This window comes from Gemella sp. GL1, assembly GCF_013415365.1.
In the GTDB taxonomy this organism is placed as follows: Bacteria; Bacillota; Bacilli; order Staphylococcales; family Gemellaceae; genus Gemelliphila.
The window spans coordinates 91,724-110,180 of the sequence record NZ_JACBYB010000007.1 but is presented as its reverse complement, the minus strand read 5'-3'; the positions used below and the strand labels follow the sequence as shown (position 1 = coordinate 110,180).

Genomic DNA, 18,457 nt, shown 5'->3' with positions numbered 1-18,457 from the left:
AATGGCTCAAGGTAAGGTTAATATACAAGTTAATGTACAGTCTGGTAATGCTAAAAGTGAAATATCAGCTTTAAAAGCACAGTTACAAAGTCTTAGTAGTGCGGGTGGCAAGTTAGCTGGTGGTATTGCAAAGTTTAGTGATAAAATGCAGCCGTTAGGACAAGCAATGACTGCTGGACTTACAGCTCCAGCCTTAGCTGGTATTGGAGCTGTCATTAAAGGATACGCTAAGATGGAACAAGCTGTCGGTGGTGTTAGAACTTTATTTAATAACGCTAGCGGTGATGCCTCACAAGTAGTTATTGATAACGCTAATAGAGCTTTTAGAACAGCCGGTGTATCTGCAAGTGAATACATGGAACAAGTGACATCTATCTCTGCTACTTTACTTCAAGGTTTAGGTGGAGATACGGCAAAAGCTGCAGAAGTTGCTGATAAAGCGATTATTCAAATGGCAGATAACGCCAATAAATTTGGTACTAACATGTCGGAAATACAGCACGCTTATCAAAACTTCGCAAAAGATAATTACAGCTTGCTAGATAACTTGAAACTTGGGTACGGGGGTACTCAAGAGGAGATGGCTAGGCTTGTTAATGATTCGGGTGTAATGGGGGAAAACTTTAAAGCGACAGCTGAAAACATTAAAGATATCCCTTTACATAAAATCATTGAAGCTATAGGTAAAATTCAAGATCAACTTGGTATTACAGGAACGACAGCAAAAGAAGCAAGTGATACAGTTGAAGGATCTTTTAATAAAATGTTATCAGCCGGAAAAAATTTAGTATCCGGTTTAGGTGATAATGAAGCAAATATATCCGAACTAATGTCTAACATGAAAGAAAGTGTTACAGACTTTGGTAAAAATGTCAAACGAGTTCTAGGAAATATTTGGGATAACTTACCATTAGCACCATGGCAGAAATGGGTTGGAGCTGTTGCACTTGGTGCAGGACCAGCTATATTGGCACTTGGAGGAATGGTTAAGGCTGGTAGAGTAGTGCGAGATGTTTTTAAAGGTACTACTAAAGCTATAGGCGGGGTAGTCAAAGGTATGAAGAAAGTTGCTAAACTTTTCAAGAAAAACCCTAAAGAAGAACTACCTGAAACAGCGAAAAAATCGACTAAAAAAACTTCTGGAAAAACTGTAAAAGATCCAAGCCCGTCAAAAAGTGAAAGAATGAAAAAACGTGGTGCAGGTAGCAGACAAAAAACGTCAAAACCAAAATCTGTACCTGAAGCACCTGTTAAAGAATCTGTAGGAAAAGCAAGACATGCTCAAGGAAGAATCGCTCAGGCTTTCAATGGGTTAGGAAATGTTATACGATCGTCTGGAACAGCTGTAGGGAGAGTGATAAAATCTATTGGAAACGGGTTGAGTAAAACTTTCACTGGTTTAGGTAAAGGTGTTTCTACTGCAGCTAAAGGTGTAGGAACAGGTATAGCTACAGCCTTGAAAGGTGCCGGAACAGGTATTTCCATCGCAGCTAAGGGAATCGGTACTGGTGTTTCAATAGCCGCAAAAGGAATCGGTACTGGTTTAGCAACGGCATTCAGAGGTTTAGGTGCAGCTATTGCTATGGTACCGCCTCAAAACTTTATCGCTCTAGGAGCAGGTATCGCTATTGCAGCTGCTGGTTTTGCCTTATTAGCTACACAAGCTGATGGAGTAAGTCAGATACTTACGACGGTTGGTGATGTAGTAAGTCAAGTTTTACATACGATTGGTGATGTAGTAAGTCAATTGATTACAACAATAGCTGACGCAATTGTTAAAATAGGTCCGACAATAGTCAGCGTTATAGATTCTATATCAAATGGAATCTCAAGGGTAGTAACTTCTATAGCTAGCGGTGTTTCACAAGTTGTTGATTCGCTTTCTGGTCTAGCTGATTCTATTTCAGGGGTCTTTGATTCTATCGGTGGTGTTATTGAATCTATCGGAGGAGCTATTAAAGATACATTAGAGGGTCTAGGAACAGCTTTTGAAGGATTTGGAAATGGTGTAAGACTAGCTCTTGAGGGTGTTGGAGATGTTGTTAAAGAAACAGGAGAGGCTATCAAGAAAGGTTTTGATGGTGTAGCTAACGTTGTTGAAAAGGCAGGAGAAGCTATTAAAAAGGCATTTGAGGGTGCTGCAGACTTAATTCGTTCGGTTGGAGAATCTGCTGAAAAAGCAGGTAATGGATTTAGATTGTTTTCAGAGGGTATGAAGACACTGTCTGAGATCGGAGCTATCGACATAGCAACTACACTGGCTGCCGTTGCGACTGGTATTAGAAAATTAACGGATAAGTCAGACGACTTGTCAACTGTTAGTACATCGATGACAAGTATTTCAAGCGCTATGAGCTCATTTTCTACTGCAGCAAGTGCTCTTACAGGAGCTATGGGTCAATTACCTGGACAGTTAGAAAAGTTTTCAACTTCTGCTAAAGACTTACCTAGTAATTTAACTAGTGCAGCAACGTCTATTGGTGAATTCGGGACAAAAGTATCAAGTAGTCTTGAAGGTCTTACTCAGGCTGCAAGTCAAATGCAGCAATTTGCGCAAGCTGTAGGTCAGTCAATGACTTCTTTAAGCGCAGCTGATACTGCATTGACTGCTTTTTCTAGTAAAATAACAGAGATTTCTACAAGTTTAACAAGTGTAGTTGCTGATTTTACTAGTTTAGATACTACACTAAGTACATTGAATACAAGTTTAACTACACTTACAAGTTCGCTTACAACTTTTGTGACTAGTTTTACCCAATTATCAACAAGTCTTACAAGTGCAGATAGCTCTATTACTACGTTTACTACTAATCTAACTAACTTACAAACTACTTTAACGACAGTATCTACTAGTTTTACCACTTTTATAAGCGGGGTAACTTCTGCGATGAGTCAGCTAAGTTCTGCTAATTCAGCAATAAGTGCTTTTAATACTAGTTTCACTAGTGTAGGAACTTCTATTACAAGCTTAAACACTTCTTTTACAAGTCTTTCTACAACGATAACTACAGTAAATACAGCATTAACTACTATAAATACTTCTATCACTAGTTTAATAAGTCAGTTTACAGCTTTATCGGCTGCTATGACGACTTTAACTACGAGTGTAACTACTATGATTACAAGCATTACTAGTGGTTTTGCTAGTCTAGGTTCAAGTGTTGAAAGTGCATTTAGCGCAATTGTAGCTACTATTAGTTCTTCTATGTCATCTGCTGTTTCAGCTGTACAGTCAGCTACTGACAATATGATTAGTATAGTAAGATCTTTTGCATCTCAAATGCAATCTTTGGGTCAACAAGCAGGAAGTCAGTTCTCACAAGCATTAGCTGCGGGTATTGCTGGAGGAGCAGGTGCTGTGACTGGAGCAATAGCTTCTATTAGTGCAGCTATAACATCTGCTTTGTCATCACTACCAGGGCAAGCTCAAGCGATAGGAGCTCAAATTTCACAAGGTATAGCTTCTGGTATGATGTCGGCGCTTGGTGCTGTAACTGCTGCAGCAAATGCTATTGTATCTCAAGTGGAAAGAGCACTTAGAGCTAAAGCTCAAATTCATTCACCATCAAGACTTATGGCTAACAGGGTTGGTCGTTACATTCCGCAAGGGGTGGCAATGGGTATGAATAAAGGATTAGGAGCGATCGATAAGTCGGTTGGCTTTATCAACGATATGATTTCTAGCTTTAGAGTTCAACCTGAAGCTATGCTATCTTTTGGTAGAGGATATTCACCAATTACATCAGCTACTACAAATAATAGTAATGTAACAAATAATAATAGTTCTTACGGCTCTTTACTACATATAGAAAACTTCCAAAATACAGATGGTCAAGACGTAAGAAAACTAGCCCATCAAATAAAATTCTTAATGAGAGAGGAGAAAGATAGATTATGATAAGTAAATATATAATTTACAACGGTGTAAGATCTAGCGAGCTTGGTTTAAGATTAGTAGACGATATTACATTTGAATCGCCCGAAAAAGATGTTGAATTAATTAATATTGATGGTGTTAATGGCTCTAAAATAAGAAGTAAACAAAGGTTGAATGTCATTTCTAAAACTTTTCCTTTCAAGGTTTATAATTTCAATGTTGATATTCAAGATATTATAGGTAAATTGAATGTCACTTATCTGAATCAAGAAGACAAATGGCATGATTTTGAATTATCGTGGGATCCTGATTATATTTATAAGGCTTATTGTTATGAAACTTTTTCAATTGAAGGTAGTTTGAAAGCTAGAAAAAAATGTGTAATTAATTTTAAAGTTCACCCTGTTAAATTTAGAAAAAATGGATTTAGAAAATTCGTATTTATGAGGACTGGAGATTATCTTGTAAATCCCGAAAAAAGAGAGGCTAAACCACTAATAAAATTAGTTGGTTCAGGAGATGTTACTCTTAATATCAACAGTCAGATTTTCAGACTTAAGGGGGTTCAAGGTCATATAATTATTGACTGTGAATCTCAGTCAGCTTCTTGGGATAATAAGGAGGCTCAGTATGACAAAGTCTATTCTTATCCATTCCCAAAACTTGAATTAGGTAAAAATTTAATCAACTGGGATAATAGTAATTTTAGGGTTGAAATAACGCCTAGATGGGAGGCGAATGTGTAATGTCATATCCAATTTTGTACAAAGCAAATGAAAGTAATTTTAATCATTTAGGAGTGTCTGTTTTATCAGACGCTCTTTCTTGTTTAGTAACTAGAGAGCGTAACGGAATTTATATACTCGAGATGGAATATCCTGTAGATGGTAAAGACGCCCAAAAAATAAAAGAGGGTATGATAATCAAGACTGACGCAGGCTACAGGGCTAAGAATCAAAAATTCATAGTTTCACAAATTATTGATAATATGAATGGAACTAAAAAGGTTTACTGTAAACATATTTCTCAAGTTAAAACGATGATGAATGCCATTAAACCAAATGTATCTGTAGCTGGTTCTGCCCAGGCAGCGCTTAGAGTTTGGAGAGAGAACCTGTTAGATTCATCTTCTGAATTCACTGTTTGGTCGGACGTTCCAGGGGATAATTTAACTGTTTGGGATATTGAAGAGATAGAAAACGCCAGAGAGGCTCTTGGTGGTAAGAAAGGTTCTATTTTAGATGTATGGGGCGGAGAATATGAATTCGATAATTTAAATATCAAATTACACAATCAAATGGGAAGGGACGTAGCTACGATAATAGCTTATGGACGTAACTTAACCGATTTAGAACAGGAATTGTCAATACTTGAAACTTACACGTCTATATATCCTTTTAAAAAGACCACAGAAAGCGTTGAAGTTGAAAAGGACGGAAACAAAACTACAGAACAACAAGATAAATTAATATTCTTACCTGAATTTTTCATCAATTCAGAACATGCTAATAAATTTACTCATAAAAGAATTTTAAAAGTAGATTTTTCAAGTGAAGAAGAAATAGAAACGGTAGAGCAATTACGAAAACATGCTGAAAAATATATTAAAGATAATAATGTAGGTGTACCTAAAGTTAACCTAACTATTAAATATCAAGATTTATCCAAAGTAGAGGGGATTTGGGCTAATTCAACCCTTGAAGAAGTTGATTTGTGCGATAGAGTTAAAGTTTACTATGAAGATTTAGGTATAACTAACGAATCGGCTAAAGTCATTAAAGTAGTATGGAATGTACTTCTTGATGAAAACTATGAGATTGAGATCGGAGATTCAAAAAGTTCTTTCGTAGAATCCAGCGGAGTAGCAAGTCAAGCTGATTTATCTGAATTAAAAAAGGAAGTGACTGGTTTACTACATGACGCTGAATACGATAAGAAGATAAAAGAAGCACATGAGGCTTTTATAAGATACTTTAACGAAGAAAGTCAAAAGATAAAAACCGAGGTTAAAGACGGTATTGAAAAAGAAAGATTAAGAGCACTAAGAGAAGAAGATAGAATAAGTAGAGAAATAAATTCTAAAATCTCAGAAGCCACCAAAGATATTCCAAAAATTAGGTCAAACTATCAAAAAGATATTGATAAAACTAAAAGAGATCTTGAATCTTTAGTTGTAGGAAGAATAGATTCTATTCAGATTCCTGACGTAAGTTCCATTGTAAACACTAAAATTAGGGAAGAAAGATCTACTACAGAAAATTTAATTAATGAAAAGATTGCAAACATTGAACCTATTTCTGTAGGAGCTAGAAACTATATATTAAATTCAGATAGATCAATTGTCTTATCTGGCGGAGAAACTAGATCACTAACGCTATCAGATGATTTTTTAAATAATTTAGATTCACTAAGAGGACAAACACTTATTGCAAGTGTCCATATTCAAAACGTTAATGCTTCTGGACAAGCAACGCAGTATCCCGCAAACTCAGCATTAGAGCTAAGATTAGAATACGAAGACGGAGAAAAGCAGTGGTTAACTGCATTTAACGGAGATTCTAATTTTTCAGGAAGAGTTTTTGGAAAATTAAAAGTTAAAGACAAGCCAATTGCCAAGATTGGTAAAATAGAGCTTTACAACAGGTTTTCAAATGGAAGAAGTGATCTAACACGTCCAATGATAGAAATAGCAAATACTCAATCAGACTGGCGACCGGCTGAGGAAGATAGCAAAGGTTATTTAGACAATAAATTTTCTGAATATAAAAGAAATATTGACGGTGAAATTTCTAGATTTAGTGGTGTAGTTGACGGCGCTACTAAAGTAGCTAACGAAGCTAAAACAACAGCTACAAGTGTACAGAGCGTTTTATCTAGCATAAGACCAAGATTTAATGCAGATGGAACGCTAAAAGAATTTAAAAACTTTGAAAATAACTACAACAGGACAGCAAGAGAAACAAATGAGAAATTTCTTAATTTAAACGCTAAGTTTAATGCTGACGGAACAATAAAAAATACTTCTAATATAACAGCTGAAATTAATAGAACAGCTGACAGTATAAGAGAAGATTTACGTAAAGTTAATCAAAAGTTCAATGCAGATGGATCTTTAAAAGAATTTAAAAACTTTGAAAATTCTTACAACAGAACAGCTAATGAAACAAGTAGAAAACTTGAAGAACTGACGTCTTACAGAAACGCTGATAGGACTAGACGCGATGAGATAATACGTGCTACATCTAGTGAAACAGCTAGACAGATAAACGCTGAAAGAGAAACTATTAGACGTGACTATATCGCAAAATCAAGATATGAAGAAGATGTTAGAGGTCTTACTAGACGTTTTAATGAACAAATAGACAGCTTAAATTTTGGAGCTAGAAACTATGCTGAAGATTATAATTTTTCAAGAAATCTTTGGGAATATACTCAAGGGGACGCGTCACGACGAGACTATAACTTTAATGACGGCGTGTATACATTAACAAGTATTACTAATAACTGGAAACAGCTACAGATTCATTCTAAAACAGGTTCTAGGGCGAATAACAATAACTCATCAACTACCTTAGCTCAGCTTGAAAAAGGAAAACAATATACATTATCTTTTCAAGCCAAAAGAATTTCTGGTTCTAATGAGGTTTGGGTATGTCTTAGAGAAAATAGAAAAAGTGCTGAAAATGTTGATCGTATTTTTGCAAGTTTTAATATAACAGATGACTGGAAAACTTATGAAGTGACTAGTGATTCACTTGAGATAAGCTCTGAATTCGATTTTTGGAGAATTATTTTGGGATATTCACAGGTTGGGAAAGTAGCTTTTAAAAAAGTAGAACTAACACAAAGCAGAAGACGAACTGACGCTGGACAAGCTTTAGAAGACAGCCAATTTTTCGCAGATAGAAAAGTAGCTGAATATAGACAAACGGTTGATGGAACATTGTCTAGATTAGAACAATCAGACAGAGATAGCAATAGAAAAATAAGCACGATTGAACAAAATATTAATAATATCACGTCATCGCTATCTACAACATCTGCTGATTTAAACAGATATAAAACAGAGAGAAATCAAACAGATAGACAGATTAGCGACAAAGTAACAAGTCTTGAAAATAACGCTTTGAAAATAGGAGATATTCAAATAAACAGTGACAATATTAGATTAGGGGCAAGTAAGACTATTGATAAAGCTACTATAGCATCTATGGTAGTTACTACGCCGGAAGCAGTAAAAGCTATTACAGATAGTTTTGTAGTCACTGCAAATCATGAAAATCTTTTAAGAAAAGATTCAGACAGAAATTTCACTATAAATAATACAAGGGATAAATTCGCTAGCGACTGGTATCAAAACACGGGTGATTTTAAGTTAAAAGCCGGAGATGAATTTTTAATAAAAGGTGAAATAGTTAATAGCAATAGCTCTCATGGATCTAATATTGGTATTCATGCAGACACCACGTCTGGTGGTAAGTGGTGGTATGTTCCTTTTGCACAAGCAGGAGAAACTGGTGAAAGGACAGTTACTTTAAAACTACCCCAGGAAGTTAATGATTTAAATATTACAAAATATAGAATCGGTGCTAACATTAGTGCTTATTCAGATCACGGATCAAGAACTTTCGCTAACATGTACGTTATCAAGAAAAAAGACGCTTCTTTAATTGTTGACGGAAGTGTAACAGCTAGACAGATAAAGTCAGAATCAATAGAATCTGGTCACTTTAAGACAGGGGCTTTCTCAGCTCATATAGCTAAAATCAACGCTATAGAATCTGAAAATGTAAAACTAAGAAATGCTTTGATTGATAATCTAATGATAGATAATGCGATTGTAAATAGATTGAAAGCTAATTCTGTATTCACAGCTTATCTGAATTCAGTAACAATTGACGCTAGTCAAATAAACGGTGGTGTGATTAGTGCTAATGTTAAATACCGTATTGGGACAAAAGGACAAATAGCACCTTTTTCTACAGGGGTTAGATTTACAGTTCCAGAAAATGAGTTCAGTAATCGCGGGGTTGGTTTCCAGGTTAGCGGTAAGCAGAACGGAAATATTAATAAGGGTATTAATGTTTATAAACTTGATGATTTCTCAAGCCCTGATAAACCAAGACAAGACTATGGTGACACCTTGATGACAGTTCATGGTCAGATATTAGCTGGTTTCCAGTTTGAAAATGACATTAACGGAAAAGTTGATAATTTTCTTGGAAAAGTAGTTTGTACAAACTTACATGAAAACAGACCAATTCAATTAGTAGGTTTTAACGGTGCTAAACTAAAACCAATCCACGCACTTTCTTGGGGTGAGGGAGGAGGACTGGGTGGTCAAAAGATTGTCTTTACTTACGGTGGTAGAAACAACGTCAATACATTTATGGTCAATGTAGCCCAGTCTTACTCTGATGAAAAATTAAAGACAGCTATTGAAGATAGTGACGTGAATGCGATAGACTTTATCTCAAAACTTAAGTTTAAAAAATTTAAGTGGAGGGGTGATATAGGAGAAGTTGCTGGTATGGCTGATGTTAATGTTGGTCTTGTAGCTCAAGATATAGAAGAGATTGAAGATAATTTGGTTTCTGATGTTAATAAATATAAAGAGCTTGAATATAATAGATTAACTATGTACACAATGAAAGCTGTACAAGAATTGATTGAAGAAAATAAAATCTTGAAAGAGAGATTAGAAAAAATAGAAAAAATGTTGGAGGATAAATACAATGAAATTTGAAATAAGTCAAATATTACCTATTTATAATAATGAAAATGAAGTTGTGAAAACTAATATCACATTCAAACCAAATGAAAAGTCTATTATGGTTATTGATATTGACAGAGATTTAATTAATGAAAATCACGAAGTTATTACAAGTGCAGTGCTTGAACAAATTTACAATGACTGGTTCCCAAATCGTGCTGAAAATGAAAAGTTTAATGAAATGGATAAATCTATTGAAAAAGTAAGTGAAGACATTAACTTAAATAAAAAATCATGTGACAAGCTTATTAAAAGAGTAGATGATTTAGAAGAATTGGTTAATAGAATCGCAAAAGAAATTAATTTTCATACAGTCGAAATTGAATTAGAAGACTAGAGAAATCTAGTCTTTTTATTTTGGAGGTAAAATGAAAGATTTATTAATGAATCCGCAGTTTTGGAGCGTAGTGACTCCAGGTCTATTAATACCAGTTATAAAATACTACAGCGAAAAATCCAAAGAAAAAACCGAAAAACAAAACGATAAAACTATTGAAAGACTTGATAAAATAGACGCTAAACTCGAAAGTCAAGGACAAGCTACTAAAAATATTATTAGATACAGGCTCATAAAAAATATGAGGCGTGCAATTCGTCGTGGTTATACGTCTAGTTCTGAACTGCAAGAAATGTGTAATTTGTATGATTCATATCACGATCTTGGCGGAAACGGGACGGTTGATAAAGTTTACAATGATTTTATTAATCTGAAAATAGATGATGAAAGGAGTATTGAAAATGACTGAATATTTAATGAAAGAATTTTTTGTTCCAGTTGTGGTACTGGCATTTTTACTTTTTGGAAAGTTTTTGAAAGAAAATCCAAAGATTGATAACAAATATATACCAATAATCCTTACATTTACTGGCGGATTATTAGGAGCAATCTTTTTTAAAGACACAAGTTATGTTTTAACAGTTGCCGGTCTTGGTGGATTTTCAAATAATTTACATCAGATTTTCAAAGGGTTTTCAAAAGATTTAAGGGAGGATAAATAAAAATGTTATTTGTAATTTTATTTATTTTAGTTGGAATTTATATGTTTTGTGAATTTTTATTAGAAAGAAGACATAATAAATATATAACTAAACATATGAAAAAATATATCTCAAATACAGAAATTTTGGAAGATGATTATCATTTAAAATCATAATGAAAATGTGATATGATATCTATACGGAGGATTCAATATGAAAGTAAATAAAGAAGTAAAAAAACTGTTAAACATTAAAACAGATGTTGAAAAAATCATTATTTCAAATGGTTTAAAATCACATATGATAAAACATAATCACAGTAACGTTTTATCGTATATTGACAATATAAAAGAAATTATTAAAAACCCTGATTTTGTAGGGGTAAATAGAAGAATAAAAGGTACAAGTGTTGAATATTTAAAGTTGCTTGATGATAATATTTTAGTTGCTGTTAAACTTGATAGCAAAAATAACTATTTTTATACAGCTTCTATGTATGAAGTTAAAACAGCAAAACTAGAACATATGATAAAAACAGGCAGACTAAAAAAATATTGATTGACATTTGTTATTAAATAGTGTATTATTAAGATACAAATAAATATTTTTTTGAAGTAGAAAAGGCACTCTACGCACCCGAAAGGGTACCTGAGATGTTGGATACGCCGCCCAACCAAAAAATATTTTATATTGAATCCGAAAAAGAACAATTCGTTTGAGTTGTTCTTTTTTTATTTATACAAAAAGGAGATAAATAAATGGTAAAAGTACAAGAAGCAATAAATTACATTCATTCAATAGTAAAAAACGGGGGAATTGACGTTGACGGATATTGGGGAAAACAATGCGTTGATTTATCTAATGCTGTTCCTCAAAAATTTTTTAATACGAGATTAGAGGGGAACGCTATTGATTTATTAAATTCAGCTAAAAAACGTGGCTGGGTAGTTGAATATGACGCTGTCGGTGTAAATCCAAAAGCCGGAGCAATCTTTGTATCACAAGAGGCAATGCCATATGGACATACTGGATTTGTTTATGAGGACAGTAATGGTTTTACTATTAAAACAGTTGAACAAAATATTGATGGATATTCTGATAAAAATAATGATGGAATAAACGATCAATTGCAAGTCGGAGGACCGGCTAGATATCATGAAAGAACTTTTGATGGTGTTCTTGGTTGGTTTTATCCGCCGTATGAAGATTTTAAAAAAGGAGATAAAAAAATGAGTAAAAAAATATTATTAATTGCCGGACACGGTGCTGGAGATCCTGGAGCTGTGAGCGGAGGACATACAGAAGAAAAAATTACAAGAGAATTAGTTAAAAAAATGTGTATTATAGACCCAACGCTAGATCATTATGACTATAATCGCAATTGCTTTGCAGATAATGGGTTAGCTAGATATGCGCTAGCAGAAAAATATGACGAGATTGTCGAATTTCACTTAGATTCTAGCGGTCGTGGTACTGCAACTGGAGGTCATACTATTATACATTCAAGTTTCAGACCAGACAATACAGATAAAGCAGTGCAAGCTGTAGTTAATAAATACGTTGGAACTTTCAAAGGTCACGCAGCAAATGGAGGTTTTTCATTCAGAAATAACTTATTAAATTTAAACGTGGCAGCAACTGTTGGTTATGCGAGCTATCGTTTAGTTGAACTTGGTTTCATTGACAACGCAACAGATAGAAACAAGATTTTAAATAATTTAGACAAGATAGCTAATGATTTTGTCCTTGCTTTAAGAGGTGAGATTAAAACTGAATTAAAACCTCTAAAAGAAGTGGCTAGAGAAGTGCGACTTGGACGCTGGGGGAACGGGAAAGAAAGAGTAGATAGATTAACTAAAGCTGGTTACAATGCTCCTGAAGTTCAAGCAGAAGTTGACAGACAGAAGAAAAAGTAGTATAATATATACATAATCTAAAACCCAAAATTGGCAATTAATTTTGTCACCATACATAAAAGAGCGTATTAATTTACGCTCTTTTTTTTTTGTTATTTTAAAAAAAACTCTTGACTTTTTGTGAACCCCATAATATAATTTGATTATGGGCAACACCGAAAGGAGTGAGAGAAATGAGTAGTCCAAAAATTGGGAGACCTAAAAGTGAAAATCCTAAATCAAAAAGATTGTCTGTGAAACTTACAGACAATGAATTTAAATATATCGATGAGTGTTCTAAAAAATTGAATATGACAAAATCTGAAATGGTTTTTAAAGGAATTGAACTTTTAATCAAACAAAAAAAAGATTAGAGATTTACTTTTCGACGGTGTATCTCTAATCAATATCACAAACCATTAAGATTTGGTAAATACATTATACCATATTCTTACTGGTTAATCGATTTAACTTAGGAGAATGAATATGAATTTAATAGTAAGTAATTTAACTTTAGATAGTAGAGAAGTAGCAGAAATGATTTCTAAAAAATTCTAAAAAAATTAAAAATATACTTGACATATTGTTGCAAGTAACATATAATAAATGTAGCTCGCAACAATAGACAGAGAGGTGAAAATAATGAGAAGTAGAGCTGATTATTTCAAAAAACGTCGAGAACAATTTAAACAATTTAATGTTTCGGTTGAAAAGGAAAAGATTACAATATTTGAAGAAATATTGAAAAAGAAAAATCTAACTAAAGCGGAATGGTTAAATAAAAAAATAGACGAAGAAATAAAAAAATAGAAGATTGTGGAACCCTGAGAAAGTTTCAATCTTCTACACTGATAGGAATTATATTCCTAAATAAAGTATAACATAGGAATGTAATTTTTATCAAATAAATAAAATTTAGGAGATAAAAATGCAACAACTACAGATTAAAGATAATATTACAAGTTTAGAATTATTAGAACAAATCAATTTTTTTAGAAGTGAAATAGAAAATAAATCAAAACTTAGACATGATGATTTACTTAATGTAATCAGAAATGAATTTGAAGAAGAAATCTCACTCCGAAAAATTTCGGAGTCAAAATATACAAATAGTCGTGGTCGTAAATACCCTATGTTTATTTTAAGTTTATCACAAGCAAAGCAAGTACTTGTAAGGGAAAGTAAATATGTTAGACGTGCTGTTATTAAGTATATAGAAGATTTAGAAAAACAACTATCACCTATCCCACAACCAACTTTTACACGCTTGTACTGGAATAATCAAGTAGTAATGACTGTTGAAATGTTTTCTAATTTAATGAATGTTTCTAAAATAAAGATCAATCGAATTCTTGTTAAATTAGGAAATAATGATATACTTTGTGGTGCTGAGTTACAGTTATTCAAGAAGAATAATGCTAACCATAAAATGAAATGTAATTCATTACGTGTTATCACGCATAAAACTGCTATTGAAGTTGCTAATATATTAAATAAATCTTGTGATTTATTCTTGAAATATTACACAGTTATGGAAGAAAAGTTTAAACTTCCTACTGAACAAATGAAGATTGCTTTAGAACAAGCAAGATTGCTTTGTATGTCTTATTCTCAAATTAGAGATAAGGATATTAGAGAAGCTATTGGTATTCAAGTAACTACTATTTTATCTAATATTGGTTTATGGGATAAGGAAATAGATAGTGAATTAGATAATAATACTTTGCTTGGTTGGAGCAAGCAGTCTATTATCCAGAATAATATTTCTGGTATGAAGTTATTGAAATAATATTAAAAGAGGGTATTTACACCCTCTTTTATTTCTTATCTTTATACAAGATTCTTGTATAAAGTCAAGTATTTTTATAAAGTTTTTTTATTTTTTTAATTAAGAATCCGAGCAAGATATTTTATTTTTTAGTTACGATTTTAGTTACGTTTTTAGTTACGTTTTTTAAGTTTAATAAGCGTTGTTTATTGTTTTGTATTTTTGTAAAGTGTTTATTTTATAGGTTTTAAGGTTGTTTATTGTTGTTTTGACTAATAACCCATGATATAATAACAAACATTACTGACTATATAAGAGGTTATTATGGGTAAAAATTTTCCTTTTGCAACTATTGTATTTGCTTGTGGATCAATTATTTGGTTCATGTATATGATGTTTGTTTATGGTACAACAACTAATTCAAAAATACTATATTTGAATGGAGCAATCTATGGGGCAGAATTCACTATTGTTGAATGGTGGAGATTAATCACACCTTTATTTGTACATATAGGTTTAGACCATTTATTATCGAATATGCTTTTATTAATAACTGTTGGCCGTGTATTGGAAACTTTAATTGGGAGTTTTAAATTTACTATGCTGTATCTTTTATCGGGTGTTGCAGGTAATTTAGCTGTTGTATTTTATGACCCAAATACTATTACAGCAGGAGCTTCATCAGCACTTTTTGGAGTCTTGGGCTTATTAGCAACTCATGCTATATTCAAGATAAGTCCTTATATCACTTATTTTGGTAAGTCTTCTTTTGGGATTATAATTATTAATCTTATATATACTTTTGTAGTTCCGGGGATAAGTGTTGCTGGCCACATTGGAGGTTTCATAGCCGGAATAATTTTAGGTTTATTTATCACAGAGAAGAATAGTGTAAAATAATATTAGTAGAAAAAACTAGAGGCATAATTATGCCTCTAGTTTTTTCTATCTTCGTCAGAAGCATCTTCTAACATCATTTGATCATTAGATATACCAACTTCATCATATTCAAAGTCATCCTCATCATAAGAATATTCCATGGTAAGACCTATACTATCTGAATAATCATTAAAATCATCTTGATACCTATCATTAATTAGTTCATTACTATTAAATGATTCATCTGCATAATCAGATAGAATTTCATCTTCATAGTCAATTTCTGTATCAAAGTCCTGGGAATATTCATCGTCATCTGAATAGATGAGGTGAGGGGACTCCAAATTAGATAAGTTTTTATAGTACATAAACAATCTCCTTATAATAATATTTGAAAAAATTATATAACAAATATAAGAAACAAGCAAGAAAAATATAAAAATGATAAACGTTACCATTTTATATTGACAAAGTTTATAAAAAAGTATATACTAAAAAAGTAACGTTACCACAATTGAAAAATTGAGTTTTACGTATTTATTTTAAAATTTTATATAAAGGAGAATTACGATGGACTTAAAAAAAATAATTAAAGACATCGTTGAGCACGCAGGTGGTAAAGAAAATATTCACAACGTGACTCACTGTGCGACTCGTTTAAGAATTGAATTAAACGATGAATCTAAATATAACCAATCAGCCTTAGAAAATGTTGAAGGAGCTAAGGGTGTGTTTTTCACTAATGGTCAACTTCAGATTATCTTTGGATCAGGTCTAGTAAACCAGGTTTACGGAGCATATAATGATGAATTTGGTGGAGGAGAAAGCCCTGAGCCAAAAGAAAGAAAGGTTCAAGGAAACGCAGCACAACGTTTTGTTAAAATGTTAAGTGATATCTTTGTTCCAATTATTCCAGCAATTGTTGCTGGTGGTCTTTTAATGGGGATTAACAATGTTCTTACATCGGCAGGGATTTTTGATTCTACAAAATCTTTGATTGAACTATATCCAAATATTGCAGACTTAGCGGCTATGATTAACTTATTAGCCAATGCACCTTTTGTATTTTTACCGGTATTAATAGGATTCTCGGCTACTAAGCGTTTTGGAGGAAATCCATACCTTGGAGCAGCTTTAGGTATGATTCTTGTCCATCCAGATTTAACTAATGCTTATTTAGAAGTTAAGGCGCGCGCGGCTGGAGAGATTGTTTCTTGGAATATCTTAGGTTTATCAATAGAACAAATTGGTTATCAAGGAACAGTATTACCAATTATAGTAATGAGTTTTGTATTAGCTACAATTGAGAAATTTTTACGCCGTGTAACACCTATCTATTTAGATAATTTAACAACACCACTTATTTCGTTATTGACTACAGGATTTTTAACATTTGCAGTAACTGGACCACTTTTACGTGATGCTGGTAATTTATTAGCTGATGGATTATCTTGGTTATACAACACTTTAGGATTTGTAGGAGCAGGTATCTTCGGATTATTCTACGCACCAATTGTTATTACAGGTATGCACCATTCATTCTCAGCAATAGAGACTACATTATTATCTCAAATTGCTGATACTGGAGGAACATTCATCTTCCCAATTGCTTCTATGAACAATATAGCTCAAGCAGGGGCAGTATTCGCTGTTATGTTCTTTATTAAAGATGCAAAAATTAAATCCTTAGCTTCAGCTTCTGGTGTTTCTGCAGCTTTAGGTATTACAGAACCAGCCATGTTCGGGGTTAACTTAAGATTAAGATATCCATTCTACGGAGCTATTATAGGATCCGCAGTAGGGTCAGCTTGGTTAGGATTTAACAAGGTATTGGCTTCAGCATTAGGAGCTGCTGGTCTTCCAGGATTCCTATCAATCCCACCACATCACTGGGGAATATTTGCTATAGGGCTATTACTGTCATTCGGTACAGCATTTGCAGTAACAGCTTACTTCTTTAAAACGAAAAAGGAGTTAGTTGATGCAAAATAATAACCACTGGAAGCAAAGTTTACACTTAGAACCAGTCAAAGGCTGGCTTAATGATCCCAATGGTTTGGCTTACTTTTCTGGTAAGTACCATATTTTCTATCAATATTCATATGAAGTAGATGGAGGACTAAAATATTGGTATTACCTAACAAGTAAGGATTTGATTAACTATACAGATAAAGGTGTATTTCTGAAGCCCGATACAGAATTTGATTCGCACGGTGCTTATTCAGGAAGTGCTAATATAGAGGGAGATAGATTAGCATTTTATTACACTGGAAATGTTAAATACAAAGGTGATTATGACTACGTCCATGAAGGACGTGGTCATAATACCATTTTATTCACTACTAAAGATGGGATTAAGTTTTCTGAAAAAGAAGTTATCTTAAAAACAGAAGAATATCCAAATATGTCAAACCATGTAAGGGATCCAAAAATATTTGAAAAAAATGGAGATAGTTATTTAATATTAGGAGCAAGAGATTCTAAAGACTATGGCTGTCTACTGGTTTATAAAAATAGACAGTACTTTAAAACAATTTACTCTGACAAAAATTTAGGTTATATGTGGGAATGCCCTGATTATTTTAACTTAGATGGTGAGGAGATATTTTTATTTTCACCTCAAGGTATAGCAAACATGTATCCAGATAATAAAAATGTATATCAAATGGGATATTCTATCGTTAGTGAGGGTATTGAAAATGTTGAAAAAATCAAAAATTTTAAAATTTTAGATTTTGGTCATGATTTTTATGCATCACAAACTTTCATTGATGAAAATGGAGATAGGGTTATGTATGCTTGGGCATATGTACCTGATTCTGCCTATACAAACCCTACAACAAAATTTGGATATCAAAATTGTCTAACAGTACCAAGAATATTAAAATTTAAAAATGGACAACTTATTCAAAAGATACACTCATCAGTTGAAAAATTATATGCTGAAGAAATTAAGGAAAATACTTTTGATGGAAAGGCATGGTACTTCAAACAAGATAATGGACAAGAATTTTCTATCTTGGTAGATAGAACAAGTATTTCTTATAAAGAGGGAAAATTGGTAATTGAAGTGAATGAAAATGGATATGGTCGTGATAATAGAAAGTTTGATCTAGATATAAAAGACGTAGAGATAATTTTTGACGCATCATCTATGGAAATTTTTGCTAATGGTGGATCTTGGACATTTACTACAAGATTTTACCCAGAAAATCACAATTACAAAGTTATATCAAATGCATATCTTGCTAGAAAAATTAATTCAATTAATGTAAAGGGAGAATAGT

Annotated in this window: 16 protein-coding genes; 15 read left to right on the top strand and 1 reads right to left on the bottom strand. The window is 32.9% G+C overall.

Features of this window, described 5'->3' with window-relative positions; all coding sequences use genetic code 11:
- Window position 1: 1 nt before the first annotated feature.
- From HZY82_RS00590 to HZY82_RS00530, 13 genes are all read left to right on the top strand, one after another.
- Window positions 2–3,898 (top strand): hypothetical protein, encoded by a 3,897-nt coding sequence (locus HZY82_RS00590; protein ID WP_179938374.1) that lies wholly within the window; start codon window positions 2–4, stop codon window positions 3,896–3,898.
- Window positions 3,895–4,623, top strand: a complete 729-nt coding sequence (locus tag HZY82_RS00585; RefSeq protein WP_179938372.1) for a hypothetical protein — start codon at window positions 3,895–3,897, stop codon at window positions 4,621–4,623. The genes HZY82_RS00590 and HZY82_RS00585 overlap by 4 nt, the downstream gene beginning before the upstream one ends.
- Window positions 4,623–9,623, top strand: coding sequence for a phage tail spike protein (locus HZY82_RS00580; protein WP_179938370.1), 5,001 nt, complete (start codon window positions 4,623–4,625; stop codon window positions 9,621–9,623). Before HZY82_RS00585 ends, HZY82_RS00580 begins: the two co-directional genes overlap by 1 nt.
- On the top strand, window positions 9,613–9,987 hold the full coding sequence (locus HZY82_RS00575) for a DUF1366 domain-containing protein (RefSeq protein WP_179938368.1): 375 nt from the start codon (window positions 9,613–9,615) through the stop codon (window positions 9,985–9,987). The genes HZY82_RS00580 and HZY82_RS00575 overlap by 11 nt, the downstream gene beginning before the upstream one ends.
- A gap of 31 nt (window positions 9,988–10,018) precedes the next feature.
- Window positions 10,019–10,396 (top strand): hypothetical protein, encoded by a 378-nt coding sequence (locus HZY82_RS00570; protein ID WP_179938366.1) that lies wholly within the window; start codon window positions 10,019–10,021, stop codon window positions 10,394–10,396.
- Window positions 10,389–10,649 carry a phage holin family protein gene (locus HZY82_RS00565; protein ID WP_167753244.1) on the top strand — a complete coding sequence of 87 codons (261 nt, stop codon included), beginning with the start codon at window positions 10,389–10,391 and terminating at the stop codon, window positions 10,647–10,649. Before HZY82_RS00570 ends, HZY82_RS00565 begins: the two co-directional genes overlap by 8 nt.
- A gap of 2 nt (window positions 10,650–10,651) precedes the next feature.
- The gene (locus HZY82_RS00560; RefSeq protein ID WP_167753243.1) at window positions 10,652–10,804 is read left to right on the top strand and encodes a hypothetical protein; all 153 of its coding nucleotides are present in this window, start codon (window positions 10,652–10,654) and stop codon (window positions 10,802–10,804) included.
- Between the two features lie 37 nt (window positions 10,805–10,841).
- Complete coding sequence (locus HZY82_RS00555; RefSeq protein ID WP_135157222.1) at window positions 10,842–11,186, top strand: PBECR3 domain-containing polyvalent protein; 345 nt, start codon at window positions 10,842–10,844, stop codon at window positions 11,184–11,186.
- A 200-nt stretch (window positions 11,187–11,386) separates the two neighbouring features.
- Complete coding sequence (locus HZY82_RS00550; RefSeq protein ID WP_179938364.1) at window positions 11,387–12,544, top strand: N-acetylmuramoyl-L-alanine amidase; 1,158 nt, start codon at window positions 11,387–11,389, stop codon at window positions 12,542–12,544.
- A gap of 173 nt (window positions 12,545–12,717) precedes the next feature.
- Complete coding sequence (locus tag HZY82_RS00545) at window positions 12,718–12,897, top strand: hypothetical protein (protein ID WP_179938362.1); 180 nt, start codon at window positions 12,718–12,720, stop codon at window positions 12,895–12,897.
- Window positions 12,898–13,165: 268 nt separating this feature from the next.
- The gene (locus HZY82_RS00540) at window positions 13,166–13,333 is read left to right on the top strand and encodes a hypothetical protein (protein ID WP_167753241.1); all 168 of its coding nucleotides are present in this window, start codon (window positions 13,166–13,168) and stop codon (window positions 13,331–13,333) included.
- 118 nt (window positions 13,334–13,451) lie between these two features.
- Entirely contained in the window at window positions 13,452–14,312 is an 861-nt protein-coding gene (locus HZY82_RS00535) for a hypothetical protein (protein WP_179938360.1), read from the top strand.
- A 303-nt stretch (window positions 14,313–14,615) separates the two neighbouring features.
- Window positions 14,616–15,191 (top strand): rhomboid family intramembrane serine protease, encoded by a 576-nt coding sequence (locus HZY82_RS00530; RefSeq protein WP_135156544.1) that lies wholly within the window; start codon window positions 14,616–14,618, stop codon window positions 15,189–15,191.
- 35 nt (window positions 15,192–15,226) lie between these two features.
- Here the strand turns inward: HZY82_RS00530 and HZY82_RS00525 are convergent, their stop codons facing one another.
- Window positions 15,227–15,538, bottom strand: a complete 312-nt coding sequence (locus HZY82_RS00525; RefSeq protein ID WP_135156546.1) for a DNA topoisomerase IV — start codon at window positions 15,536–15,538, stop codon at window positions 15,227–15,229.
- Window positions 15,539–15,740: 202 nt separating this feature from the next.
- Between HZY82_RS00525 and HZY82_RS00520 the strand changes: the two genes are divergently transcribed.
- Both HZY82_RS00520 and HZY82_RS00515 read left to right on the top strand, forming a co-directional pair.
- Window positions 15,741–17,162 (top strand): sucrose-specific PTS transporter subunit IIBC, encoded by a 1,422-nt coding sequence (locus HZY82_RS00520; protein WP_135156548.1) that lies wholly within the window; start codon window positions 15,741–15,743, stop codon window positions 17,160–17,162.
- Complete coding sequence (locus HZY82_RS00515) at window positions 17,152–18,456, top strand: glycoside hydrolase family 32 protein (RefSeq protein WP_228098193.1); 1,305 nt, start codon at window positions 17,152–17,154, stop codon at window positions 18,454–18,456. Before HZY82_RS00520 ends, HZY82_RS00515 begins: the two co-directional genes overlap by 11 nt.
- Window position 18,457: the final 1 nt, after the last annotated feature.